The organism is Flavobacterium piscisymbiosum (genome assembly GCF_020905295.1).
In the GTDB taxonomy this organism is placed as follows: domain Bacteria; phylum Bacteroidota; class Bacteroidia; order Flavobacteriales; family Flavobacteriaceae; genus Flavobacterium; species Flavobacterium piscisymbiosum.
Window position 1 is genome coordinate 23,305 of sequence record NZ_JAJJMM010000001.1, and the last position, 25,474, is coordinate 48,778.

19 protein-coding genes, 2 tRNA genes, 2 rRNA genes and 1 pseudogene are annotated in these 25,474 nt (G+C 35.6%); 11 read left to right on the forward strand and 13 right to left on the reverse strand.

The window, feature by feature from the left end:
• Positions 1-134: 134 nt before the first annotated feature.
• The 4 genes from LNP81_RS00115 to LNP81_RS00130 form a co-directional block, all read right to left on the reverse strand.
• Positions 135-3,018 (reverse strand): 23S ribosomal RNA (locus LNP81_RS00115).
• Positions 3,019-3,204: 186 nt separating this feature from the next.
• Positions 3,205-3,278 (reverse strand) — tRNA-Ala (locus tag LNP81_RS00120).
• Between the two features lie 137 nt (positions 3,279-3,415).
• Positions 3,416-3,489 (reverse strand) — tRNA-Ile (locus LNP81_RS00125).
• 127 nt (positions 3,490-3,616) lie between these two features.
• Positions 3,617-5,130 (reverse strand): 16S ribosomal RNA (locus tag LNP81_RS00130).
• The 16S and 23S rRNA genes sit together here with 2 tRNA genes alongside, the layout of an rRNA operon.
• Before the next feature lie 1,168 nt (positions 5,131-6,298).
• Here LNP81_RS00130 and thrS point away from each other — a divergent pair.
• From thrS to LNP81_RS00185, 11 genes and pseudogenes are all read left to right on the forward strand, one after another.
• Positions 6,299-8,245 (forward strand): threonine--tRNA ligase, encoded by a 1,947-nt coding sequence (gene thrS, locus LNP81_RS00135; protein WP_173972430.1) that lies wholly within the window; start codon positions 6,299-6,301, stop codon positions 8,243-8,245.
• A gap of 22 nt (positions 8,246-8,267) precedes the next feature.
• Positions 8,268-8,819, forward strand: coding sequence for a translation initiation factor IF-3 (infC, locus tag LNP81_RS00140; protein ID WP_072964996.1), 552 nt, complete (start codon positions 8,268-8,270; stop codon positions 8,817-8,819).
• A gap of 98 nt (positions 8,820-8,917) precedes the next feature.
• The gene (rpmI, locus tag LNP81_RS00145; RefSeq protein WP_022827375.1) at positions 8,918-9,115 is read left to right on the forward strand and encodes a 50S ribosomal protein L35; all 198 of its coding nucleotides are present in this window, start codon (positions 8,918-8,920) and stop codon (positions 9,113-9,115) included.
• A 100-nt stretch (positions 9,116-9,215) separates the two neighbouring features.
• Complete coding sequence (rplT, locus tag LNP81_RS00150; protein ID WP_041515545.1) at positions 9,216-9,560, forward strand: 50S ribosomal protein L20; 345 nt, start codon at positions 9,216-9,218, stop codon at positions 9,558-9,560.
• Between the two features lie 149 nt (positions 9,561-9,709).
• Complete coding sequence (locus tag LNP81_RS00155) at positions 9,710-10,282, forward strand: Crp/Fnr family transcriptional regulator (protein WP_230032390.1); 573 nt, start codon at positions 9,710-9,712, stop codon at positions 10,280-10,282.
• A 78-nt stretch (positions 10,283-10,360) separates the two neighbouring features.
• Positions 10,361-10,794: pseudogene (locus LNP81_RS00160) on the forward strand (carboxymuconolactone decarboxylase family protein).
• 182 nt (positions 10,795-10,976) lie between these two features.
• Positions 10,977-12,689 (forward strand): tetratricopeptide repeat-containing sensor histidine kinase, encoded by a 1,713-nt coding sequence (locus tag LNP81_RS00165; RefSeq protein ID WP_230032391.1) that lies wholly within the window; start codon positions 10,977-10,979, stop codon positions 12,687-12,689.
• Positions 12,686-14,461, forward strand: a complete 1,776-nt coding sequence (locus LNP81_RS00170) for a tetratricopeptide repeat-containing sensor histidine kinase (RefSeq protein ID WP_230032392.1) — start codon at positions 12,686-12,688, stop codon at positions 14,459-14,461. Before LNP81_RS00165 ends, LNP81_RS00170 begins: the two co-directional genes overlap by 4 nt.
• A 10-nt stretch (positions 14,462-14,471) precedes the next feature.
• Complete coding sequence (locus LNP81_RS00175; protein ID WP_230032393.1) at positions 14,472-15,140, forward strand: helix-turn-helix domain-containing protein; 669 nt, start codon at positions 14,472-14,474, stop codon at positions 15,138-15,140.
• Between the two features lie 127 nt (positions 15,141-15,267).
• Positions 15,268-15,477, forward strand: a complete 210-nt coding sequence (locus LNP81_RS00180; RefSeq protein WP_346432750.1) for a hypothetical protein — start codon at positions 15,268-15,270, stop codon at positions 15,475-15,477.
• A 142-nt stretch (positions 15,478-15,619) separates the two neighbouring features.
• Positions 15,620-16,423 (forward strand): endonuclease/exonuclease/phosphatase family protein, encoded by an 804-nt coding sequence (locus LNP81_RS00185; RefSeq protein ID WP_230032398.1) that lies wholly within the window; start codon positions 15,620-15,622, stop codon positions 16,421-16,423.
• Positions 16,424-16,427: 4 nt separating this feature from the next.
• Here the strand turns inward: LNP81_RS00185 and LNP81_RS00190 are convergent, their stop codons facing one another.
• The 9 genes from LNP81_RS00190 to LNP81_RS00230 all read right to left on the reverse strand — a co-directional run bounded on the left by LNP81_RS00190 (position 16,428) and on the right by LNP81_RS00230 (position 25,451).
• Positions 16,428-17,687: an asparagine synthetase B gene (locus LNP81_RS00190; protein ID WP_230032402.1), complete on the reverse strand. Its 1,260-nt coding sequence runs from the start codon at positions 17,685-17,687 to the stop codon at positions 16,428-16,430.
• Between the two features lie 346 nt (positions 17,688-18,033).
• On the reverse strand, positions 18,034-18,699 hold the full coding sequence (locus LNP81_RS00195; protein WP_230032404.1) for a response regulator transcription factor: 666 nt from the start codon (positions 18,697-18,699) through the stop codon (positions 18,034-18,036).
• Positions 18,700-18,810: 111 nt separating this feature from the next.
• Positions 18,811-19,602 carry a sensor histidine kinase gene (locus LNP81_RS00200; protein WP_230032406.1) on the reverse strand — a complete coding sequence of 264 codons (792 nt, stop codon included), beginning with the start codon at positions 19,600-19,602 and terminating at the stop codon, positions 18,811-18,813.
• Positions 19,599-20,066: a hypothetical protein gene (locus tag LNP81_RS00205; protein ID WP_230032407.1), complete on the reverse strand. Its 468-nt coding sequence runs from the start codon at positions 20,064-20,066 to the stop codon at positions 19,599-19,601. The genes LNP81_RS00200 and LNP81_RS00205 overlap by 4 nt, the downstream gene beginning before the upstream one ends.
• Before the next feature lie 164 nt (positions 20,067-20,230).
• The gene (locus LNP81_RS00210; RefSeq protein ID WP_230032410.1) at positions 20,231-20,605 is read right to left on the reverse strand and encodes a hypothetical protein; all 375 of its coding nucleotides are present in this window, start codon (positions 20,603-20,605) and stop codon (positions 20,231-20,233) included.
• Between the two features lie 132 nt (positions 20,606-20,737).
• Positions 20,738-22,282, reverse strand: a complete 1,545-nt coding sequence (gene dnaB, locus LNP81_RS00215) for a replicative DNA helicase (RefSeq protein ID WP_230032415.1) — start codon at positions 22,280-22,282, stop codon at positions 20,738-20,740.
• A 140-nt stretch (positions 22,283-22,422) separates the two neighbouring features.
• Positions 22,423-23,376: an acetyl-CoA carboxylase carboxyltransferase subunit alpha gene (locus LNP81_RS00220; protein ID WP_194620272.1), complete on the reverse strand. Its 954-nt coding sequence runs from the start codon at positions 23,374-23,376 to the stop codon at positions 22,423-22,425.
• A 112-nt stretch (positions 23,377-23,488) separates the two neighbouring features.
• The gene (locus tag LNP81_RS00225) at positions 23,489-24,376 is read right to left on the reverse strand and encodes a DMT family transporter (RefSeq protein ID WP_230032416.1); all 888 of its coding nucleotides are present in this window, start codon (positions 24,374-24,376) and stop codon (positions 23,489-23,491) included.
• Positions 24,363-25,451, reverse strand: a complete 1,089-nt coding sequence (locus LNP81_RS00230) for an LptF/LptG family permease (protein WP_230032421.1) — start codon at positions 25,449-25,451, stop codon at positions 24,363-24,365. The genes LNP81_RS00225 and LNP81_RS00230 overlap by 14 nt, the downstream gene beginning before the upstream one ends.
• Between the last annotated feature and the right edge of the window lie 23 nt (positions 25,452-25,474).

Here is a 25,474-nt window from a genome sequence, read left to right on the forward strand (position 1 = left end):
GTTCTTCAATTTTTAATTTTTAATTCAAAATTTTTAATTGAAGTAATATCTTAACATACTGAGATAAAGAAAAGTATTTTTATTTATTATTTTTAGAAAGTTTCTTCTCCCGACCTGAGTCGGGAGAAAAGGGTGTACATAAGCTTACGGATTATTAGTACTACTCGACTATGACATTACTGCCTTTACATCTATAGCCTATCAACGTGGTCATCTTCCACGATCCTTAAAAGAAATCTCATCTTGTGGTGGGTTTCGCGCTTATATGCTTTCAGCGCTTATCCCTTCCAAACGTAGCTACTCTGCGGTGCCCCTGGCGGGACAACAGATACACTAGAGGTTTGTCCAATTCGGTCCTCTCGTACTAGAATCAGATCCACTCAAATTTCTAACGCCCACAGTAGATAGAGACCGAACTGTCTCACGACGTTCTGAACCCAGCTCGCGTGCCACTTTAATGGGCGAACAGCCCAACCCTTGGGACCTTCTCCAGCCCCAGGATGTGACGAGCCGACATCGAGGTGCCAAACCCCCCCGTCGATATGAGCTCTTGGGGGAGATCAGCCTGTTATCCCCGGCGTACCTTTTATCCTTTGAGCGATGGCCCTTCCATGCGGAACCACCGGATCACTATGCTCTACTTTCGTACCTGATCGACCTGTATGTCTCTCAGTCAAGCTCCCTTATGCCATTGCACTCTACGCACGGTTACCAAGCGTACTGAGGGAACCTTTAGAAGCCTCCGTTACTCTTTTGGAGGCGACCACCCCAGTCAAACTACCCACCAAGCAATGTCCCCCGCAAAACGGGGTTAGGCCTCAGATAAACAAAGGGTTGTATTTCAACAATGACTCCACAACGCCTGGCGACGCCACTTCACAGTCTCCAACCTATCCTACACATCATTTATCCAAGGTCAATACTAAGCTATAGTAAAGGTGCACAGGGTCTTTTCGTCCCACTGCGGGTAAACGGCATCTTCACCGTTACTACAATTTCACCGAGCTCATGGCTGAGACAGTGTCCAGATCGTTACACCATTCGTGCAGGTCGGAACTTACCCGACAAGGAATTTCGCTACCTTAGGACCGTTATAGTTACGGCCGCCGTTTACTGGGGCTTCAATTCAATGCTTCTCCGAAGATAACATCTCCTCTTAACCTTCCAGCACCGGGCAGGTGTCAGGCCCTATACTTCATCTTACGATTTTGCAGAGCCCTGTGTTTTTGATAAACAGTCGCCTGGACCTCTTCACTGCGGCCAGCATTGCTGCTGGCGACCTTTCTCCCGAAGTTACAGGTCTATTTTGCCTAATTCCTTAGCCATGAATCTCTCGAGCACCTTAGGATTCTCTCCTCAACTACCTGTGTCGGTTTACGGTACTGGTACTAATTACCTGAAGTTTAGAGGTTTTTCTTGGAAGCCCTTAGGCGCACTATCTCTTTGTCCGAAGACTCCGAGTACTATCGTATTTCCCCAAAATCTGTGGATTTGCCTGCAGATCTTATAGGTAGGTACTTCAACGAACTATTCCGTCAGTTCGCGGCGCTTTCATCACTCCGTCACCCCATCACAGTAATTAGTAGTACGGGAATATTAACCCGTTAGCCATCGACTGTCCCTTTCGGGTTCGCCTTAGGACCAGACTAACCCACAGCTGATTAGCATAGCTGTGGAAACCTTAGTTTTTCGGTGTGCGGGTTTCTCGCCCGCATTATCGTTACTTATGCCTACATTTTCTTTTCTAACCAGTCCAGCATACCTTACGATACACCTTCAACCCTGTTAGAATGCTCCCCTACCACTTAGAGTAAACTCTAAATCCATAGCTTCGGTAATATACTTATGCCCGATTATTATCCATGCTCGTCCGCTCGACTAGTGAGCTGTTACGCACTCTTTAAATGAATGGCTGCTTCCAAGCCAACATCCTAGCTGTCTGGGCAGACAAACCTCGTTCTTTCAACTTAGTATATATTTGGGGACCTTAGCTGATGGTCTGGGTTCTTTCCCTCTCGGACTTGGACCTTAGCACCCAAGCCCTCACTGTTATGAAACATTATATAGCATTCGGAGTTTGTCAGGAATTGGTAGGCGGTGAAGCCCCCGCATCCAATCAGTAGCTCTACCTCTATATAACTTTACGCATAACGCTGCACCTAAATGCATTTCGGGGAGTACGAGCTATTTCCGAGTTTGATTGGCCTTTCACCCCTACCCACAGGTCATCCGAAGACTTTTCAACGTCAACCGGTTCGGACCTCCACTGTGTGTTACCACAGCTTCATCCTGCCCATGGGTAGATCACACGGTTTCGCGTCTAACACTACTGACTAAAGCGCCCTATTCAGACTCGCTTTCGCTACGGATCCGTGGCTTAACCACTTAACCTTGCCAGCAACGTTAACTCGTAGGCTCATTATGCAAAAGGCACGCCGTCACCCCACGAAAGGGCTCCGACCGCTTGTAAGCGTATGGTTTCAGGATCTATTTCACTCCGTTATTCACGGTTCTTTTCACCTTTCCCTCACGGTACTGGTTCACTATCGGTCTCTCAGGAGTATTTAGCCTTAGCGGATGGTCCCGCCAAATTCAGACAGGGTTTCACGTGCCCCGCCCTACTCAGGATACCACTATCTATTATACTCGTTACCCATACGGGACTATCACCCTCTATGGTGTCACTTTCCAGTAACTTCCGGTTCCTTGTACATAAAATGTCGTGGTCCTACAACCCCAATCTTGCCGTAACAACATTGGTTTGGGCTAATCCGCGTTCGCTCGCCACTACTTACGGAATCACTTTTGTTTTCTTCTCCTCCGCCTACTTAGATGTTTCAGTTCAGCGGGTTTGCCCACCTATCGGTGTACTATGTCTTCAACATAGTGGGTTGCCCCATTCAGGTATCTACGGATCAATCGGTGTGTGCCCGTCCCCGTAGCTTTTCGCAGCTTATCACGCCTTTCATCGCCTCTGAGAGCCAAGGCATCCCCCATACGCCCTTATTTTGCTTATTGTACCAATCATAAAATCAATTATGACCGTTTTTTTTGTCTTTATTATTGCTAATAAAAACGCTTTCTACTTTTTATTATTTTCTTATCTCAATATGTCAATGAACTTTAAGCCAGTGCTCAGTTTACAGTTTTTAGTATTCAGTTTGCACCGAACAACAACCACCATTTTACCGATCACTACTTTTGTGGAGAATAACGGAGTCGAACCGTTGACCTCCTGCGTGCAAGGCAGGCGCTCTAGCCAGCTGAGCTAATCCCCCATTTTTTAGTTGTCAGTTAACAGTCCTCAGTTAACAGTACTTAAAACGGTTACTCAACCTCTAAAATTTCCTTTTTCTAAGTTTACAGTCTTTTTTAATTTTTAATTCTCAATTTTTAATTGAAAACCTTAAAAAAGTAGTCCCGGGCAGACTCGAACTGCCGACCCCTACATTATCAGTGTAGTACTCTAACCAGCTGAGCTACGAGACTCTGTTTTACTTAAAATTTATTATTTGAACTAACAGCAAGAGTAAAATAGTCTTAAAATTATAATCCTATAAAGCTTCTTCTTTTTTCCTCAGCGTGTTGATAAATCAACTAACACATAAGGCTCTAGAAAGGAGGTGTTCCAGCCGCACCTTCCGGTACGGCTACCTTGTTACGACTTAGCCCTAGTTACCAGTTTTACCCTAGGCAGCTCCTTGCGGTCACCGACTTCAGGCACCCCCAGCTTCCATGGCTTGACGGGCGGTGTGTACAAGGCCCGGGAACGTATTCACCGGATCATGGCTGATATCCGATTACTAGCGATTCCAGCTTCACGGAGTCGAGTTGCAGACTCCGATCCGAACTGTGACCGGTTTTATAGATTCGCTCCTGGTCGCCCAGTGGCTGCTCTCTGTACCGGCCATTGTAGCACGTGTGTAGCCCAAGGCGTAAGGGCCGTGATGATTTGACGTCATCCCCACCTTCCTCACAGTTTGCACTGGCAGTCTTGTTAGAGTTCCCGACTTGACTCGCTGGCAACTAACAACAGGGGTTGCGCTCGTTATAGGACTTAACCTGACACCTCACGGCACGAGCTGACGACAACCATGCAGCACCTTGTAAATTGTCTTGCGAAAGATCTGTTTCCAAACCGGTCAATCTACATTTAAGCCTTGGTAAGGTTCCTCGCGTATCATCGAATTAAACCACATGCTCCACCGCTTGTGCGGGCCCCCGTCAATTCCTTTGAGTTTCATTCTTGCGAACGTACTCCCCAGGTGGGATACTTATCACTTTCGCTTAGCCACTGAAATTGCTCCCAACAGCTAGTATCCATCGTTTACGGCGTGGACTACCAGGGTATCTAATCCTGTTCGCTACCCACGCTTTCGTCCATCAGCGTCAATCAATTAGTAGTAACCTGCCTTCGCAATTGGTATTCCATGTAATCTCTAAGCATTTCACCGCTACACTACATATTCTAGTTACTTCCTAATAATTCAAGTCTAACAGTATCAATGGCCGTTCCACCGTTGAGCGATGGGCTTTCACCACTGACTTATTAAACCGCCTACGGACCCTTTAAACCCAATGATTCCGGATAACGCTTGGATCCTCCGTATTACCGCGGCTGCTGGCACGGAGTTAGCCGATCCTTATTCTTACGATACCGTCAAGTCCCGACACGTCGGGATGTTTCTTCTCGTATAAAAGCAGTTTACAATCCATAGGACCGTCATCCTGCACGCGGCATGGCTGGATCAGGCTTGCGCCCATTGTCCAATATTCCTCACTGCTGCCTCCCGTAGGAGTCTGGTCCGTGTCTCAGTACCAGTGTGGGGGATCTCCCTCTCAGGACCCCTACCCATCGTAGCCTTGGTAAGCCGTTACCTTACCAACTAGCTAATGGGACGCATGCTCATCTTTTACCGTTGTGACTTTAATAGTGGTTTCATGCGAAACTGCTATACTATGAGGTATTAATCCAAATTTCTCTGGGCTATCCCTCTGTAAAAGGTAGATTGCATACGCGTTACGCACCCGTGCGCCGGTCTCTAGATCCGAAAACCTATACCCCTCGACTTGCATGTGTTAAGCCTGCCGCTAGCGTTCATCCTGAGCCAGGATCAAACTCTTCATCGTATATTGTTTGCTTGATTGCTCAAGCTATTGTTATTCGAATCAGTCTCTATCGGTTATTCTCTAATCTCTCGATTATCTTACTCTTTATTCTTTTGCCCTAACATCTCTGTTAAAGCGGCTGTCAATTCAATATGTCTACGAACGTGTTTCAATTTTGTTTCGCTTGTTTCTCAAAGCGGGTGCAAAAGTAGAAAACTTATTTCTAACTGGCAAATGTTTTTTGAAGTTTTTTCTAAAGAAAATTTCTTTTCTTTTTACTTCTAAAACCTACCAATCTATCAATGAACTTTCCGTGTTTTGCGGGGTGCAAATGTAACATCTGTTTTCAAATCTCACAAGCTTTTTTCAATCTTTTTCTAAAAATAAATTTTCTCATTGATCTCGTTTGCTTGTCAGTATTTAAAAGAACGTCTGTCGTTGTTGCGGGTGCAAAAGTAGCCCCTTTATTTACATTTACAAGCTTTTTATTTATATATTTTCCATCTTTTTTATAAGTTGCTGGCTGGGTGATTTTTACAAGCCAAAGTTTTTTTTTATGGTTTGGGTGACTTTGTTGGGTTTTGCCTGTTTTGGGTAGTTTTAATGAGTTTTGCCACGAAGGCGCTAAGGCACGAAGGTTTCTTTTTTCTTGGCTTTGTTTTGAAAAAGCCGCAAAGCTGGGGGTTTTACTGTTTTTTTTTATCGCGCAATCCCGATAGTTATCGGGAGCTAAGTCGCAAAGTTTATTCTTTTGGGGCGATTTCTTTCTTCTTCTTACTAATGTTTCTATTGAAAACTACTGCCCTAGCCCCGATGAGAGGGAAAATCCTTTTGTGGTGGGGTTCACCACAAAAGATTGGAAGGACAGCGGGAAATAGCTCCTGATCTTTATTAAATTCCAAATCTTTAAAATTCCAAATTCCAATAAAAGCTAGTCAATGTATTATATGTAAAAATTGCTCTTATATATTATAGTAGAAACTTGTCCTTATATATAGGTGCAAAAAATAAACCCGACGGCTTTTGAAAACTGTCGGGTTATGAATTCAGTCCTACTGTAATATAGGTAAAAGCCAGACCGATTGAAGGAAATTAATTCCGCCCTATTATATTAATAGTATAAACATGAATATATGTATTGTATGTATTTCTGTAATGCGTTATATTTGCATTCACAAAATTATAAACAATGATTAAGATTACTTTACCCGACGGGTCAATTAGAGAGTTTGCTTCAGGCGTAACTCCGATGGAGGTTGCTAAGAGCATTAGTGAAGGATTTGCAAGAAACGTGATTTCTGCGTCTTTTAATGGTACAACAATTGAAACCGAAACTCCATTGACGACCGACGGTAGTCTTATTTTATATACTTGGAATGATGCGGAAGGTAAAAAAGCTTTCTGGCATTCGACTTCGCACGTAATGGCGCAAGCACTGGAGGAATTGTTCCCGGGAATTAAACTAACTCTTGGGCCTGCAATTTCTAACGGTTTTTACTATGACGTGGATTTTGAAGATCAGAAGATTACTGATGCTGATTTTAAAAAGATTGAAGATCGTGTTCTTGAAATTTCAAGAGGAAAACATGAGTTTAAAATGCGCCCGGTTAGTAAAGCAGATGCTTTAGAACTATATAAAGATAACGTTTACAAGACTGAATTGATTTCGAATCTTGAAGACGGAACTATTACTTTTTGTGACCATGCTACTTTTACTGATTTATGTAGAGGTGGACATATCCCAAATACTGGTATCATCAAGGCTTTTAAAATTATGAGTGTTGCGGGTGCTTACTGGAGAGGTGATGAGAAAAACAAACAGCTGACTCGTGTTTACGGAACTTCTTTCCCAAAACAAAAGGACCTGACTGAATATCTTGAACTTCTTGAGGAGGCTAAACGTCGTGATCACCGTAAATTAGGTAAGGAACTTGAATTGTTTGCTTTCTCTCAGAAAGTTGGACAAGGTTTGCCTTTATGGTTACCTAAAGGTGCTGCGCTTAGAGATCGTTTGGAGCAATTTTTGAAGAAAGCACAGAAAAAAGCCGGATACGAGCAAGTGGTTACTCCACATATTGGTCAGAAAGAACTTTATGTTACTTCTGGTCACTATGCTAAATATGGCGCTGATAGTTTTCAGCCAATACACACTCCTGCCGAAGGTGAGGAGTTTTTATTGAAACCAATGAACTGCCCTCACCACTGTGAGATCTATAACGTAAGACCTTGGTCGTATAAAGATTTACCTAAGCGTTATGCTGAATTTGGTACTGTATATAGATATGAGCAATCTGGCGAATTACATGGTTTAACTCGTGTAAGAGGGTTTACTCAGGATGATGCGCATATTTTTTGTACTCCTGAGCAATTAGACGAAGAATTTAAAAAAGTAATTGACTTGGTACTTTACGTATTTGGTTCGTTAGGTTTTGAAAACTTTACTGCTCAGATTTCATTGAGAGATCAGGAAAACAGAGATAAATATATTGGTTCTGATGAAAATTGGGAGAAAGCTGAGAATGCAATTATTAACGCTGCGGCTGATAAAGGACTGAATACTGTTGTAGAATATGGCGAGGCTGCTTTTTACGGACCTAAGCTAGACTTTATGGTTAAAGATGCCCTAGGAAGACAATGGCAATTGGGAACTATTCAGGTGGATTATAACTTGCCTGAGCGTTTTGAATTGACTTACAAAGGTGCTGATAATGAATTACATCGTCCGGTTATGATTCACAGAGCTCCTTTTGGATCTATGGAACGCTTTATAGCAATTTTACTGGAGCATACAGCAGGAAATTTCCCACTTTGGCTTATGCCAGAACAGGCTATAATCTTGTCTTTGAGCGAGAAATACGAAATATATGCTAAAAAAGTTTTAGATTTGCTAGAAAATCACGAAATTCGCGCCCTAATTGACAACCGAAGCGAGACTATTGGTAAGAAAATTAGAGATGCTGAAATGCAAAAAATACCGTTTATGCTTATTGTAGGTGAGGAAGAGGAGAAAAACGGAACTATTTCGATCCGTCGTCACGGGCAAGAAGGAAAAGGGAATATTACAGTTACAATTGATGAATTTGTCGCTATTGTAAACGAAGAAATAAAAAAGACATTAAAAGTTTTTACAGTTTAACTTAAATTATAAAGTCATAGCAATAAGAAGCAACAGAGGTTACCAACCTCGAGTAGAAAAAAAAGATGCACACAGAATAAATAACCTTATTCGTGGTGTACAAGAAGTAAGACTAGTAGGCGAGAACATCGAACCAGGTGTGTTTAAGCTTGCAGAAGCTTTACGTTTAGCGGATCAGTTCGAATTGGATTTGGTTGAAATTTCGCCAAATGCTGAGCCGCCGGTTTGTAAAATCATGGATTACAAGAAATTTGTTTACGAACAAAAGAAACGTGATAAGGTATTAAAAGCTAAGTCAACGCAAGTTGTAGTAAAAGAAATTAGATTTGGTCCTCAGACGGATGAGCATGATTACGAATTTAAAAGAAAGAATGCTGAAAAGTTCCTAAAAGAAGGTGCTAAACTAAAAGCTTTCGTTTTTTTTAAAGGACGTTCTATCATCTATAAAGATCAAGGGCAAATTTTATTACTACGTTTGGCTACAGACTTAGAAGAATACGGTAAAGTGGAAGCTATGCCGGTTTTGGAAGGAAAGAGAATGATCATGTTCATTGCTCCTAAAAAGAAAAAATAGTGTCAGTTTACAGTTTCAGTATTCAGTTCCTGAGTTTGAAACTGTAGATTTGAAACAAAGATATAAGTAAGTAAGAATAAATTAAAACACTAGGAAAAATGCCTAAAATGAAAACAAAATCTAGCGCCAAGAAACGTTTTAAAGTTACTGGTTCTGGAAAGATTAAAAGAAAGCATGCTTTTAAAAGTCACATCTTGACTAAAAAATCTAAAAAACGTAAATTAGCTTTGACTCACTCAGCGCTAGTTCACAAAACAGATATGAAAAGCATTAAACAACAATTAAGAATTATCTAATAATTCTTTAGGTTAAAAATCATTTATATAACCTTGGAGTATGGCTTTTAAGTTCCTTTGATTTAATTCAGGACGCCTGCTACAAAAACACATTAAAATTATGCCAAGAGCAGTAAATTCAGTTGCCAAAAGAGCAAGAAGAAAAAAAATAATGAAGCAAGCCAAAGGTTTCTTTGGTAGACGTAAAAACGTTTGGACAGTTGCTAAGAATGCAGTAGAGAAAGCAATGTGCTACGCTTACCGCGATAGAAAACAAAACAAAAGAAATTTCCGTGCATTATGGATTCAACGTATCAACGCTGGAGCTAGATTGGAAGGAATGTCTTATTCTCAATTCATGGGTAAAGTAAAAGCTAACGGAATCGAATTGAACCGTAAAGTTCTTGCAGATTTAGCAATGAATCACCCTGAAGCTTTCAAAGCAATACTTAACAAAGTAAAATAAACGTTTTATAAACTCAATTTAGATTACTTACTTATCATAGAAAAACCATTCGCTAACGCGAGTGGTTTTTTGCTTTTAGGCTCATTTGGAAATTCTCGTTTTTAAGAATTAAATTTTAAAAGTACATTTGTTATACAATCATACACATCATGCAAAAGGCGCTTTTACAACATATTGAAAAGATAGTACAATTAAACTCTGAAGAAACAGACATTCTGGATTCTTGCTTAAATATTTCTACTATTAAGAAAAAGGAACTTGTAGTAGAAGAAGGTCAGGTTTGTAACACGCTTTACTTTATTATTAAAGGCTGTATGCGACAATATATCATCAACGATAAAGGAGTTGAGCAAACGCTTCAGTTTGGGATTGAGAATTGGTGGATTACAGATTACCTGAGTTATCATAATCATATTCCGTCTCATTTTTATATACAGGCTGTAGAGAAATCCGAGGTAATTGCCATAGAAAAAACGACTTTAGAATCCATTCTGTTTCAGATCCCCAAACTGGAACGTTACTTTAGAATTGTTGCACAAAAATCTTTTGGTGCTGCACAAATGCGAATCAAGTTTTTATTTACCATGTCGGCAGAAGAAAGGTATCATCATTTTAATGGTTTGCATCCTGAATTTGTTCAACGCGTTCCGCAATACATGCTTGCCTCCTATCTCGATTTCTCGGCAGAATTTATGAGTAAAATCAGATCTGGCAAAATCTAGATTCATTTCTTGAAGTACTTCAAGTTTTTTGATATATATATGCAAGACCTTTGTATCACACTTTAAAAAATAAGTAAAATGAAACCAAGAATCGTTATCCCAACAGTTGCTCCTGAAGCGTATGAAGCTTTAATGAATTTAGAAAAATACAATGCAACTACCTCAGTAACTCCTATACAAAAAGAACTAATAAAAATTCGTGCCTCACAAATAAATGGCTGTGCATTTTGCCTTAACATGCATACTGCAGATGCCAGAAAATATGGTGAAACTGAAAAACGCATTTATCTGATAAGTGCCTGGCGTGAAGCGGATGTTTTACCGAAGAAGAACAGGCAATATTAGCTTTAACGGAACAAATTACAATGATTACCAATCATGTTTCTGACGAAGTTTATCAAAATGCTGCACGCCTTTTTGATGATAAATATTTAGCAGAAATTATTCTGATCATTATCACTATTAATTCCTGGAACAGATTAGCAATAGCAACAGGAATGAGGGCTGTTTAATTTCAGGAACACCAATTCTTAATATATATATTCGGGCAATACTTACAAATAACGATGTATTGCCCTTATAACACTGAATATCAATTAAAAAATAAAACTTCAAATAAACACAAAATACCGTATTTCTACTCTTTTTTAAGAGTTAAAATTCTTTATTTTTGGCGCATGATACCACAAATATAATGCGCAGTTTTCTCTATATAATTTTTACTTTTCTGGTCTTTTTTTCCTGCCAACAGAAAAGTAACAAAACCCTAAATCAAAAAAGTACAAAACCACAAATTGACAAACTAATTAAAGTTGCCAATAGCTTTTATGATAGCAATGATTTTGATAGCGCTTTCTATTATTATAATAAAGTAAAGTTTATCTGCGATCCAGTAACTGATGCGGTAAATTATGTAAGCACTTTAAACAGAATGGCGGAAATTCAGCAAAGTCACGGTGATTATGCAGGAAGCGAATCTACAGTTACTGAAGCACTACTTTATTTAAAATATATAAAAACCCCAGAATATGCATGGAATAGCTATGTTATTTTAAGTATTAATTACTTAAACACATACGACTATAAAAATGCAACATTATACAACCAAAAGGCTTTGCAATTGCAAACAGCACCTTGGCGAAATTTAGCAGCTCAAAATAATATTGCTGTCATTTTGATTGAAGAAGAGAAATACAAAGAGTCTCTGGAAATCTTTCTTTCCTTAATTACAAAAGAAGAAGTACTAAATGATGATTTGTTTTATGCTAAAGCATTAGACAATGTTGGGTTTTGCTATTTTAAAACAAATGACTTTGAAAAGGCAATTTATTACTTAAATAATAGTCTTGAAATAAGGCAAAAGAAAGGCAGTTCTTTTGATTTAGGGAAAAGCTATCTTCATTTGGCAAAATTCTATGAGAAAAGAAATCCTTCTCTGGCAAAAAAATATATGCTGTTAAGCTACAATCAATTTACTATTGTTAATAATGCTGATGAAAGATTATCTTCACTAAAACTAATTACCCAAAATAGTTCTGGTGCAGAATTGAAAAAATATTCTACGAAGTATGTCAATCTCGTTGACAGTATTTTTGAAGTGAGACAGAAAATCAAAAATCAATTTGCGCGAGTAAAATATGATTCTAAAAGAGAGAAGGACGAGAATTTAAAACTTAAAACTCATAAGGCAGAAAACGAACTACAGCTGGAAAGGCAGCAAAACCGAAATATAATTGCATATATTATTATTGTAATTAGTTTGAGTTTAATAATAGTACTCTATTTATACCTGACTTCGAGAGGAAAGAAAGAAAAAATTGAAGCAACTTATAAAAGCGAAACCCGAATTGCTAAAAAATTACACGATGAATTAGCCAACGACATCTATCATACAATGGCATTTGTTGAAAACAAGGACCTCGCGTTAGCTGAAAACAAAGAGCATTTATTAAATAATCTTGATATTATATATTCGCGAACCAGAGACATATCAAAAGAAAAATGCTCTATTATTACCGATGAAAATTATGTTTCAGGTTTAAAAGAAATGATTTTAGGGTTTAATACTTCAAACGCGAGTATTATTCTAAACAATCTGGATACAATTTCCTGGAAAACTCTGAATAGAACTAAAAAAACAACAGTCTACAGAGTACTTCAGGAACTACTTGTAAACATGAAAAAACATAGTGACGCTTGTTTAGTAGAAATCAATTTTAAAGAAACAGAAAAAAATATTATTATCAATTATACCGATAACGGAAAAGGTGCTGACCTAACAAAACTATCTTTTAAAAACGGACTTCATAATGTTGAAAATAGAATTTATTCAATAAAAGGAAAGATCGACATAGATTCAGATCCCGGAAAAGGTTTTAAAGTATTTATAAAAATTCCTTTGTTATGATAAAAAAGATTTTCAAATCATTACAGGATAAAACATTTTTAAAATATTCTTTGTCCATTCTCATTTTTTTAATGTTAGGATGTGTGATTTATTTACTAAAATCTCCAAAACCTGAACCTGTTATTAAAAGAAACTATAACAAATCTGAGATACGAAAAGTACTTAATAAAGCAGACATTCTTTACGATTCCTACGAATTGAACAGATCATACGATTATTTTAATCAAGCACAATTACTGTGTGATACTGATATATATTACATAGAGTATGTTTATGCACTTACCTGCATGGCAGCAATTGAACAAATCCAGGGTGATTTTGTTGCTAGCGAAATATTACTAACAAAAACACTTCCGTATTTAAAAAAAATAAAAAAACCAAGGTTCGCTGCAAATGTCTATGAACAATTTGGTGCCAATTATTATTATACATACGATTATAAAAATTCTCTTTTGTATTACCAAAAAGCACTACATCTTAAAACCAGTTCGTTTAGAAAGATAACCGTTCTTAATAGTATTTCACAAATATACCTGAAGCAGAAAAAAGTAAAGCTTGCAGAAAGCATATTGATTCCTTTATCAAAAATTAAAACGATTTGCAAAAATAATAAGCACATAAATGATTATGAATATGCGAGAATCTTAGATGATGTAGGACTCTGTTACCATCAGCAGGGTAAACCGGAAGCTATTGATTATTATAAAAAAGCGATGACCATACAACTAAAATTAAAGGATAGTTATGCGCTTTTATACACTAATTTGCACATTGCTGAATATTTTCAATTAAGCAATCCTCAAAAAGCACAGCCTTATGCAAAAAAAGCATACTTGCTATCGAATAAATTAAATGATGCACATAACCAACTTCAGAGCTTAAATTTATTAACAAAGACAAGCCAAGGCAAAAAATTAAAAGAATACTCAACTCAATTTATTCAACTATCTGATAGTATTGAGAAAGCCAGAAAAACAGCTAAAAATCAATTTGCCAGAATTAAATACTATTCAAAAAAAGATAAAGATGAAAACCTGCAGTACAAAGCAGAAAAAGTAAAAAATGAATTGCAGTTAGAGAGACAAAAAAATCGCAACATTCTTTCGTACATCATTCTTTTTTTTACAACTATGTTTAGTTTATTTCTTTATTGTTATTTAACTATTAAAGGAAAAAAAGAAAAAAATGATGCTGTTCTTAAAAGTGAACTACGAATTTCGAATCAATTAAGCGCCGAACTGACTCATGATGTTTACGAGACATTGACATTTGCAGAAAATATTGATTTGACAAATGAAGATAATAAAGAAAAATTGTTGAGCAACCTTGACGCAATTTATGCAAGAACAAGAAATATTTCTAAAGAAAATAGCGCTATTACTACCGGAAAACATTATGCAAGCGCTTTAAAAGAAATGATTTCGGGGTTTAAAACTCCTGAACTGAATATTTTATTAAATGGTTTTGATTCGATTTTATGGGATGATGTCGAAAGAAACAAAAAAATAGTTCTTTATAGAATTTTACAGGAGCTTTTTTTCAACATGAAAAAACATAGTCAGGCCACTTTAGTGAGTATTAATTTTAAAATAAATGACAAAACCATGACCATAATTTATAACGACAATGGGATTGGAACGAAAAATAGTACACCAAATTTAAAAAATGGATTGCAAAATGTGGAAAACCGTATTAAAACTATAAATGGAAATATTATTTTTGACAACAATCCAGAAAAAGGATTTAGATTAAGTTTCACCTTTCCTTTGTAAACACCATAATATGTTCAAAAAAGTTTTAGTTGCCGAAGATTTAGACAGTATAAGCATAGCAGTTATTCAAGTGCTTGAAGATTTACAAGTTCAAACCATTGATCATGTAAAATATTGCGATGACGGCTTATTAAAAATAAAAAAAGCATTGCTTGAAAACGAACCTTATGATCTACTGATAAGTGATTTATCATTTAAGTCTGATCATCGTAATATAACTCTTTCCAGTGGCGAAGAGCTTATTGAAGCGGCGAATGAAGTTCAGCCTAAATTAAAAAAAATAGTTTTCTCTATTGAAGATAAGTCTTATCGAATAAAATCTCTTTTTTACGATTTAAGTATTAATGCGTATGTTTCTAAAGGCAGAAACAGTATTCTTGAATTAAGAAAAGCAATTGAAGGTACTTTTAGAAACGAGGAAAAAATCCTTTCTTCAGATTTATCTTTTAGTTTTAATGATAAAGCTCTGATTGAAATTGAATCTTATGACATTTCGATCTTAAAACTTTTGGCTAAAGGCTATATCTTAGAAAATATCTCAAGTGAATTCAAGGCTTCTTCAATAACTCCAAACGGAACCAGCAGTATTGAGAAACGTATTAATAAATTAAAAATATATTTTAAGGCTAACAATAACGTACACCTAATTGCGATTGCAAAAGATTTCGGTCTGGTGTAAATTTTATAACTTTTTTACGGATTCCCGTAAGGAAATGAGTTTTTATAGATTTAAGTTTGTGTAGAATTTTATTAACCACCTAATGAAAGCTAAATATAAAATTAATTCAGGGAAGCGTTTGCGGCAAATGTTCATCTCGAAAATTAATACCACTCAAAATAAAATCGTTATGAAAACCATGTTACTTTGTCTTTTTCTATCATTAAGTTTCGCATTTGTTTCTGAAAAAACAGGCTGGCTGGAAATAGACTGGAAAATTATTTTCATACCCGCTCTTCTTGTTTTGCAAATTATCATCATAGGAACCGCTTTAAAGAACAGGTATAAGAAAGAATAACTCCTATTCTTTTTATTCATACAGTTTCTTTTTAGTCATAAATTCCTTGAGATGAACAAAATCAATACAAATCAATTTCATCTAAAGTAAAACAACGCGTCTAAAAATTTTAAATGCTTATATTTGAATTTTTACTTACAGCATGAAATACATTTTAAGTTTTGTTCTTTTATTCTTTACCTTTCTCACCTTTTCACAAACCAAAATTCTATCCTGGAATCTAGAAAACTTTGGAAAATCTAAATCTGAATCTGAATTAAATTATATAGCCAACACTATCTTAGATTATGATATTGTTGCAATTCAGGAAGTTGTTTCAGGATACGGCGGCGCACAGGCTGTCGCAAAACTTGCTCAGTTGCTTAACCAAAAAGGCACAAAATGGGACTACTCTATTAGCAATCCAACAAGTGGCAGCAGTTACAAAACAGAACGTTATGCTTTTCTTTGGAAAACCAGCAAAATCAAATTAAAAGGAAACGCCTGGTTAGAAAAACAATATCATCTTGAAATTGACAGAGAACCTTATTTCGCAACTTTCGAAATAAATAAAAAAAACATCACACTGGTTAATTTTCATGCTATTACCAAAAGCAAACAACCGGAAACCGAAATTAAGTACTTTAAATTTCTCCCTCTTGAATATCCTTCTTTGAATTTAGTGTTTTTGGGTGATTTTAATTGCCCTCAATCCCACACAGTATTTAATCCTTTAAAAAAAATGGGGTACTCTCCTATTTTGCAAAATCAAAAGACAACATTAAAACAGCAATGCAAAAACAATATCTGCCTCGCTTCTGAATTTGATAATATATTTTACAAAACAAATTCTTTAGAATTTATCAATTCCGGTATAGTTCCGTTTTACAAGAATTTTAATTCGCTAAAAGAAGCCCGAAGAATATCAGATCATATTCCTGTTTGGTTCGAATTTAACTTGAAGTAATTAATTATGTTTTTAATTTTTTCTTTCTCGCAGCAGGAAATAAAACATTATTCAGGATCAAACGATATCCCGGAGAGTTTGGGTGCAGATCTAAAACTGTAGGAGGATCTCCAACCTGATGTTGAAAATCTTCAGGATCATGACCTCCAAAAAAAGTAAACATTCCTTTTCCTTTTTCGCCATGAATGTATCTTGATTCACCATTAAGTTCGCAGGTTCCCATTATTAAAACATTCGATTTTATCAATGCTGTATCAAATGAGGTTGTTTGCCCCATAAAACCTTTTACTAATTGTGTATGGTTTTGGCACAACATACTAGGGATTGGATCCCACTTTGCAGAAAATTCCATTAAGGAAAAATAATCTTTTTCCATCGGAATTCTTCGCTTAGCCGTCATATCAATATCTGAAAACTCATATACCTCGGGTTTTCTTTCTAATGTAAAATCTTTAAACGCAAATGAGTTACTGTAATTTAATTTTGACTGGTAATTAGATTCGCTGGCATCTCCATCAAACATGGCTTCACAAATATCAACACCATCAGCTGCAAGTGCAATATCAAAACTATCTGTTGCAGAACACATCGCAAACATAAATCCTCCGCCAATAACAAAATCCCTTATTTTTTTAGCTACTGCGCCTTTTTCTTGTGATACTTTACTATAACCTAACTTTGCTGCAAGAGCTTCAGCATCTCTTTTTTGGTCGATATACCAGGGTGTATTTTTATATGCGGCATAAAATTTACCGTATTGTCCTGTAAAATCTTCATGATGTAAATGCAACCAATCATAAAGCAGCAATTGATCACTTAAAACTTCTTCATCATAAATTGGGGTAAAAGGAATTTCGGCATAGGTTAAAACTAATGTCACAGCATCATCCCAAGGTTGCTTTCCTTTTGGAGTATAAACTGCAATTTTAGGTGCTTTTTCGAGAATAACCGATTCCATATTTTGTGACGGACTTGAGATGTCGTTTAAAATCGAAGCTTCTTCACTATCCGAAAGCACTTCAAAGCTTACTCCGCGAATCTTGCATTCTTTACGAATTTCGTCAGCATCAGGCAACAAAAATGAACCTCCACGATAATTAAGCAACCAACTTGCCTTATAATCTTTACTTAAACACCAATAGGTTATTCCGTATGCTTTTAGATGATTTTGTTGTGTAGTTTCGTCCATCGGAATTAAGATAAACGAAGCTTTTGCCGTTAATGAAAGTAGAAATATGAAAATATAAACTAAACTCTTATTCATTAGAAAATTATTTTAGTAAAGATATAAAGGAAGCGCTTAAAAACACAATAGATATAACTGTTTTATAATTTATTAAATGTTAAATAAGAGTTTGTAATAAAAGAGAAACAACAGCAATCTTCTCAAAATCAGGTAGAAATACCTATTTCACGAAATCAAAATATTATTACATTTGCTATCCCGAATCATCAAACTAATCAATGAAAAACCAAAAACCATGAAGTTTAATGATAGTAATAACCAACCAAAGGGGATGAATGTAATGCAAAAAATAGCCTTGTGTTTACTTGTAGTATCGATAGTATTGTATTATGTACTTTCTATTCAGTTTTTGACAAGTTAAATTTTAAATTGTTAAAACTGCAATTTCGTTTTGAATCGCATACACTACTAATCCTGCAATATTTCTGGATTCCGTTTTTAACAATAAATTATTACGATGTCCCTCTACGGTTCTCGGGCTCAAATAAAGATGCTCTGCGATTTCTGTAGTTGTTTTTTGCAGGCAAATAAGCTGAAGAATTTCTATTTCGCGCGGCGAAAGAAAACTTGTTTCTAAATTTCCTTTTGAATTTTTAGTCGAAATAATAGTTTCCTGGATTGTTTTTAGAACATTCTCACTATAATAAAAACCTTTTTTTGCAACTTGATTAATGGTGTGAATTAAATCCTTTGGAGTTGTATTTTTGATTAAATAAGCAACAGCCCCAACCTGAATCATGTTTGCGATAAACGATTTTGTATCATAACTTGTTAAGGCAATTATTTTGATTTCAGGAAATAATTTTCGGATTATTTTTGTGGCTTCAACGCCATTAAGAACAGGCATTTTCAAATCCATCATAATAATATCCGGTTTGATTATGCTGTCATTTAAATTAGACAGAAGTTCTTCTCCGTTTGATGCTTCAAAAATAATATCGATATTATCTTCTCTTTGCAATAAAAAAGATATTCCTTTCCGGAATAAAACTTCGTCATCTACTAAAGCAATTTTAATAGCGGAACTCATTTTTATTTGATTTTGGTCGTTTGGTTTGTCGAAATTACAAAATATCAAACGAAAACAACCTCAGAATCTTAACATATTAAGCAAAAAGAGTGTTTGTTTGTCAATTTTAACTTAAAAAGTAAAAATTACAACAACTCCGTTACCCTTTTCAGAAGTTATTTTTATAGTACCGTTCAAAAAAGAAATTCGGCTATCTATATTTTTCATTCCCAATCCTTTTTGATTTTCAACATTTTCACTATCAAGTCCCACTCCGTTATCTTGATAATTACAGGTGAGTATTCCGTTTATATTTTGAAAAGTAATTTTTATTTCGGTAGATTTTCCGTGACGTAGAGAATTACTCATCAGTTCCTGCAAAATTCTAAATACATGCAAATGACGATCGATATCCTTATCATCAAAATCGACTTCACTCTTGTATTTTACTTTTACAGATTTGCTGCTTTCAAATTCTTCACACAACTCCTCGACCCCAGCATTAAGTCCGAATTTCTCAAAAACGGGAGGCAACAAATTATGCGCAATTTTTCTTGAATTCTCTAATGCTTTTGTGGTTAGGTTAATAATATTATCTGTAATCTCTTTTGTTTCGGCTTCGGTTAAATTTGGAGCAGAAAGTAAATGGGTATTTAATGAAACAATGTTAAGTTTAGAACTAATATCATCATGTAAATCCTGAGCAATTCGTTTTCGCTCTTCTTCCTGAGTAACAATCACAGCATGCAATTGTTCTTTTTGGTATTGTAATATCAAATCTCTTTTCTCTAATTCTTTTTGAATGATCTTTTTTCTTGAAAAATAAAAAAACACCACTAAAAAAACAGCAACCACCATCAAAAAACAAGATGTATACAAAATAATAGCTACTATTTCTTTCTCATAATCAAGATTCGTACTCATATCTCAGCATTCTTTTTTGAAAAACTCTTTATCCATTCAAATAAAATAAAAAAGTAATAAACAATAAATAAAAAAGCATTTAATCTCCAGCTAAGATATTTAACATCAGCACTTAACCCTATTGTAAGATTGCCTATTAAGAACAAAACCGTACTTCCAAACATATATCCAATAACGCCTATTGTAAGATAGTAATATTGTTTATTTTCTGTAATCATATTATAAAAATGAATTAACGCAAAAACGACCGTTAATAAAGAAGTGATAGTGATTTGAAATAAATCAAACTTAAACTGCAAATCCAGATCATAAACAGCCCTCGCCATTAAAATTAGCAATACAACAGCTAAAGTCATCAAAACAAATTTCTTCTGTACTTCCTGTTTATACAATGATCTGTAAAATAATCCTAAAAAGATCATCTGACCAACAAAGAATAAATTCATCAATAACAAATTGTTCATTTTAAAATGATAGAGAACTTCCATTCCAAATTGTACTAAGAATGAAAATACTAAATAAAGCAATAAAAAAACATTAGCTTTTTCCTTTCGAAAAAAGCTAAATGAATATAAACCTAGATTGACTACTAAAATAAAGTAACCAAAATATATTAAAAAATCATCCATTAGTCAAGAGGACTATTCGGATCTCCATAAGGCGGGCATGGACGAGTTGCATCATAGACAACAGATTCTGAATTTTCAATTTCATTGCCAGAAAAGAATACATCTCTATAAATTCCTTTATCATCTAATTTTGTTCCAACAAAAACTAAAACCTGCTCGCCAGCATTATTAATAGCTTTATAAGCACGAACAGCATCTATTGGATTATCTAATACTGATTTTAAAGTAGCTAAAGGTATAAGATAAGCTCCTGTTTTCTTTCCCAACTCATCTTGTTCGGCAGTAGCTTTACGATAATTTGCTGTCCAGGTTTTGGCTACAGACAAGTCTACTTCTACACTTCCTAAATTTTCGAAATTTTCTTCTTTTGACATAATAAATTTGTTTTTGGTTGTTAATTAATATACAATTGTTGAAATCAATTGTTTGGCTAAACTACTCAATTTTATCAAAAAAGTTAACATTTAAGCATAAAAAAAGCCTCATAAAGAGGCTTAATTATATTATTAAAACGGAACATCACTGTCGTCATCATCGTCATTTAAGTTACTGCCAAATGCTTCGTTAGGCGACGGTAAACTTTTGGTTATAAATGGATTATCTTCATGATTCATTTTTGATGGTAAATCGTCATAACTACCTGAAAAATCATCAAGGTTATCAAACTTACCCAAGTGTCCTATAAATTTCAATCTAATGTTTTCGATACCACCATTACGGTGTTTCGCGATCATGATTTCTGCCTGACCTGTTGTTGGCGATGCCTCATCATCATCCCATTCTTCAATTTTGTAATATTCAGGACGGTATAAAAACGAAACAATATCAGCATCCTGCTCAATCGCCCCAGATTCACGAAGATCCGATAGCAACGGACGTTTACTAGAACCACGCGTCTCTACAGCACGCGATAACTGAGAAAGTGCAATTACCGGAACGTTAAGCTCTTTTGCAAGCGCTTTTAAGTTTCTGGAAATTGTAGAAATTTCCTGCTCACGATTTCCTCCTCCTTTATTATTTCCTCCGGCAGTCATCAACTGCAAATAATCAATAATTATAATCTTGATACCGTGCTGCGAAACTAAACGACGACATTTTGCTCTTAAATCGAAAATAGAAAGAGACGGTGTATCATCGATAAACAGCGGCGCTTTTTCTAAGTTTTTTACTTTGGTACTCAACATTTCCCATTCGTGAGGCTCTAATTTACCGGTACGTAATTTCTCTGATGACAATCCTGTTTCTGACGAAATTAACCTGGTAATCAACTGAACCGATGCCATCTCCAGAGAGAACAAAGCCACTCCATGCCCGTATTGAATAGCAATATTTCTCGCCATCGAAAGTACAAAGGCCGTTTTTCCCATCGCAGGTCTCGCCGCGATAATAATTAAATCCGAAGGCTGCCATCCCGAAGTTAGTTTATCCAAATTATGAAAACCAGTTTCAACACCACTTAAACCTTCCTGTTTTGCAATTTCTTCAATCTTCTTTTTAGCCTGAAGTACTAAACTCTGAGCAGTTTCAGAACTACGTTTGATATTTCCTTGTGTTACTTCATATAGTTTTGATTCGGCCTGATCAAGCAAATCAAATACATCGGCAGTTTCATCATAAGACGCTTCGATAATTTCAGTCGAAATACGAATCAAACTTCTTTGAATAAACTTTTGAAGAATGATACGTGAGTGAAATTCGATATGCGCCGAAGATGCTATTTTTTGTGTAAGCTGAATTAAATAAAAATCTCCTCCGGCTAATTCTAATTTTCCATTTTTCTTCAACTGAGTCGAAACCGTCAACAAGTCAATTGGCTGTGTTTCTGTAAAAAGCTGAACAATTGCTTCAAAAATATATTTATGCGCCTCTTTGTAAAAAGCATCTCCTTGCAAAATATCAATTACATCATCCACTCCTTTTTTATCAATCATCATTGCCCCAAGCACAGCTTCTTCTAAATCAAGAACTTGCGGAGGAAGTTTTCCTTTTTCTAAACTAATTACTGAGGGTTTATTTACCTTTGCGGGGTTTGCATTTTTGAAATTTTCCATATAGCGAAAGTAGCAAAATTTAAAAAAAAATTGCTATCGAGTTATAACTATTAATTGTTTATAAATAAGATGATTTTGTTCATAACCAAAAAAAAATCCGAAACTGTAAGGCTTCGGATTTTAAATCGTTTTACATGAATTTACTCTTTATACTCGCCCATATTACTGTATTTGTCCATTCTTTGGGCAATTAAGTCGGCTGTTGATAAGTCTTTCAATTCATTATATCCTTTGGTGATGTATTCTGCTACTGTTTTAAAAGTAGTTTCGCGGTCGTAATGCGCGCCACCCAGCGGTTCTGGTATTACGTCATCCACTAATTTTTGTTTTTTCATGTCAGATGAAGTCAATTTTAAAGCATCTGCAGCACGTTCTTTGTACTCCCAGCTTTTCCATAAAATAGACGAACACGATTCTGGCGAAATTACCGAGTACCATGTATTTTCTAACATATATACTTTATCACCAACACCTATTCCTAAAGCTCCTCCAGAAGCACCTTCACCCACGATAATCGTGATAATTGGCACTTGCAAACGAACCATTTCGAAAATGTTTCTGGCAATAGCTTCTCCTTGTCCTCTTTCTTCGGCTTCAAGACCTGGATATGCACCCGGAGTATCTACAAGAGTTAAAACCGGAATTCCAAATTTCTCTGCCATTTTCATCAAACGCAAAGCTTTACGGTATCCTTCAGGATTTGCCATACCAAAATTACGGTACTGACGTGTTTTTGTATTAAAACCTTTTTGCTGACCCACAATCATAAACGACTGACCGTTTATTTTCCCTAGTCCGCCCACCATCGCTTTATCATCTTTAAAATTTCTGTCTCCGTGAAGTTCTAAAAATGTATCTCCGCAAATTGCTCTGATATAATCTAAAGTGTAAGGTCTGTTTGGATGCCTTGATAGCTGAACTCGTTGCCAAGCTGTAAGGTTTTTGTATATTTCTTTCTTAGTTTGTTCTAATTTTTTGTTGATTTCCTTGCAGGTAGGTGTTACATCAACATCAGATTCTTTTCCAATTATAACACACTTTTCTAACTGTTCTTCAAGTTCTTTTATTGGAAGCTCAAAATCTAAATATTCCATGGATTTTTGAATTTTGTTTGTAAATCGAACCGCAAATATAAAAATATTATATCATTGGCGTGATTAAATCGTATTTAAAATGTAAAAATGTAATTTAAAAATAAGGAAATTATTACACTTCCTTCTTATTTTTATAATGTTTAAAAACACCGTTTAAGATAACTGTAATAACAATTATCAGTGCGCCAATATAAAATTCTGTGCTCATTTTTTCTTTTCCTCCCAAAATAAAATAAGCCAGCATAATTCCGTAAACAGGCTCTAAATTAGTGGTTAACATTACTGTATAAGGCGTCAATTTTTGCATCACTTTTACAGATGCCGTAAAAGCATAAGCCGTACAAACAGATGCTAAAACCAGTAATAAAATCCAGTTATTTAATGACATTGTAAAAAACTCGGCATTGAATTTTCCTTGTATTAAAAAATAAATAGAAATAAAGAAAACTCCCGCGCCAAACTCATAAAACGTGATTACCGAAGGTTCATGGTCAGAAATCAACTTTCCATTCATTAAGGTAAACAAAACTCCCAGAATAATAGAAGCCAGAGCATAATACATTCCGTGCAGGTATTTTACTTCTACCTGCATTATCAGGGCTAAACCAGCTATAATGATCAGTCCGAAGAAAACTTCATAAAACAAAATTTTTCTTCCGTAAAAAAGCGGCTCTAATAAAGAAGCAAAAAAAGCACCTAACGAAAATATCGAAAGTGTTATCGAAACATTCGAAACATGAATTGCCTTAAAAAAGAAAATCCAATGCATGGCAATCAGCAAACCAACAAAAATTAATTTAGCAAAAGATGTAGCCGAAATCACGAAAGACTGTTTCTTATAAACAATAAAAGCTCCCAGAAAAACTCCGGCAAGAAGCATTCTAAACCAAACCAAATTTTCGGCATCAATGGTAATTAAAGCACCCAGAATAGCCGTAAAGCCCCATATAAAAACAATTAAATGAAGATTTAAATAACTTTTAATATTATCGTTTCGCATTGCGTAATAAGTAAACTGCCAGAACTCCAAAAACAATATTAGGAAACCAAACAGCAAATAAAGGTGAGAAAGTAGATTTTTCGGCCAGGGTACCGAATATTTTATCAAAAAACACAAACGAAAAAGCAATTGCAATACCAATTGCAAGATTCGTTCCCATACCACCACGACGTTTCATAGACGAAACCGCTACAGCAATAATCGTAAGGATAAAAGCAGAAACCGGTACACTGTATTTTTTGTAAAGCACTACCAGATAAGTATTAATATTTCCCGAACCTCTTTTACGTTCTTTCTCGATAAAGTCAATCAACTTACCTAACGGAAGCGTCTCAGCAATATAAACCACCGGAGTTAAATCTGATAATTCAAATTTGAAAGCAACATTTTTTTCCGGTACTTTTTCGATCTTATCGCTGAGTTCTCCAAGAGTTCTTTTGGTATAATCATACAAAATATAAACCTTCTTTTTTGGGTCCCATTTTATACGACTTGCAGTAATTTTATAGGTTAACTGATCTTTTTCAAAATGTTCCAGCGTAAAATTAAAAGCTGTTTTAGACTCTTCATTAAAACTATTTACAAAAATAAAATCGTTGTCATTAATTTGCCTGTAAACATTGGTATTCTCCCCGCGCATCAGCTGTTTTCCGTTTCCTTTTAGATAAGTATACCTAAAATTATTAAAACCTTCACTAGCAGCAGGAACAATGAAAAACCCCATTAAAAGCACAAAAACCGAAACAATCGAAGCGCCAATAATATAAGGACGAAGAAAACGCGTAAACGAAATCCCCGAACTTAAAATCGCAATAATCTCAGTATTATTGGCCAATTTTGAAGTAAACCAAATTACCGATAAAAACAAAAATATCGGAAACAAAGAGTTCGCAAAATAAATTGTAAAATTATAATAATAGACCGCAATTGCAGTAAAAGGAATCTTGTTCTCCAACATTTTATTCACCTTTTCAGAGACATCAATTACAATTCCAATCGGAATAAATAATAAGATCATCACCGAGAAAGTGGCTAAATATCTTTTTAAAATATACTTATCTATTATCGTCAGCATAGATTTTTCGTTTCAATTTTAAC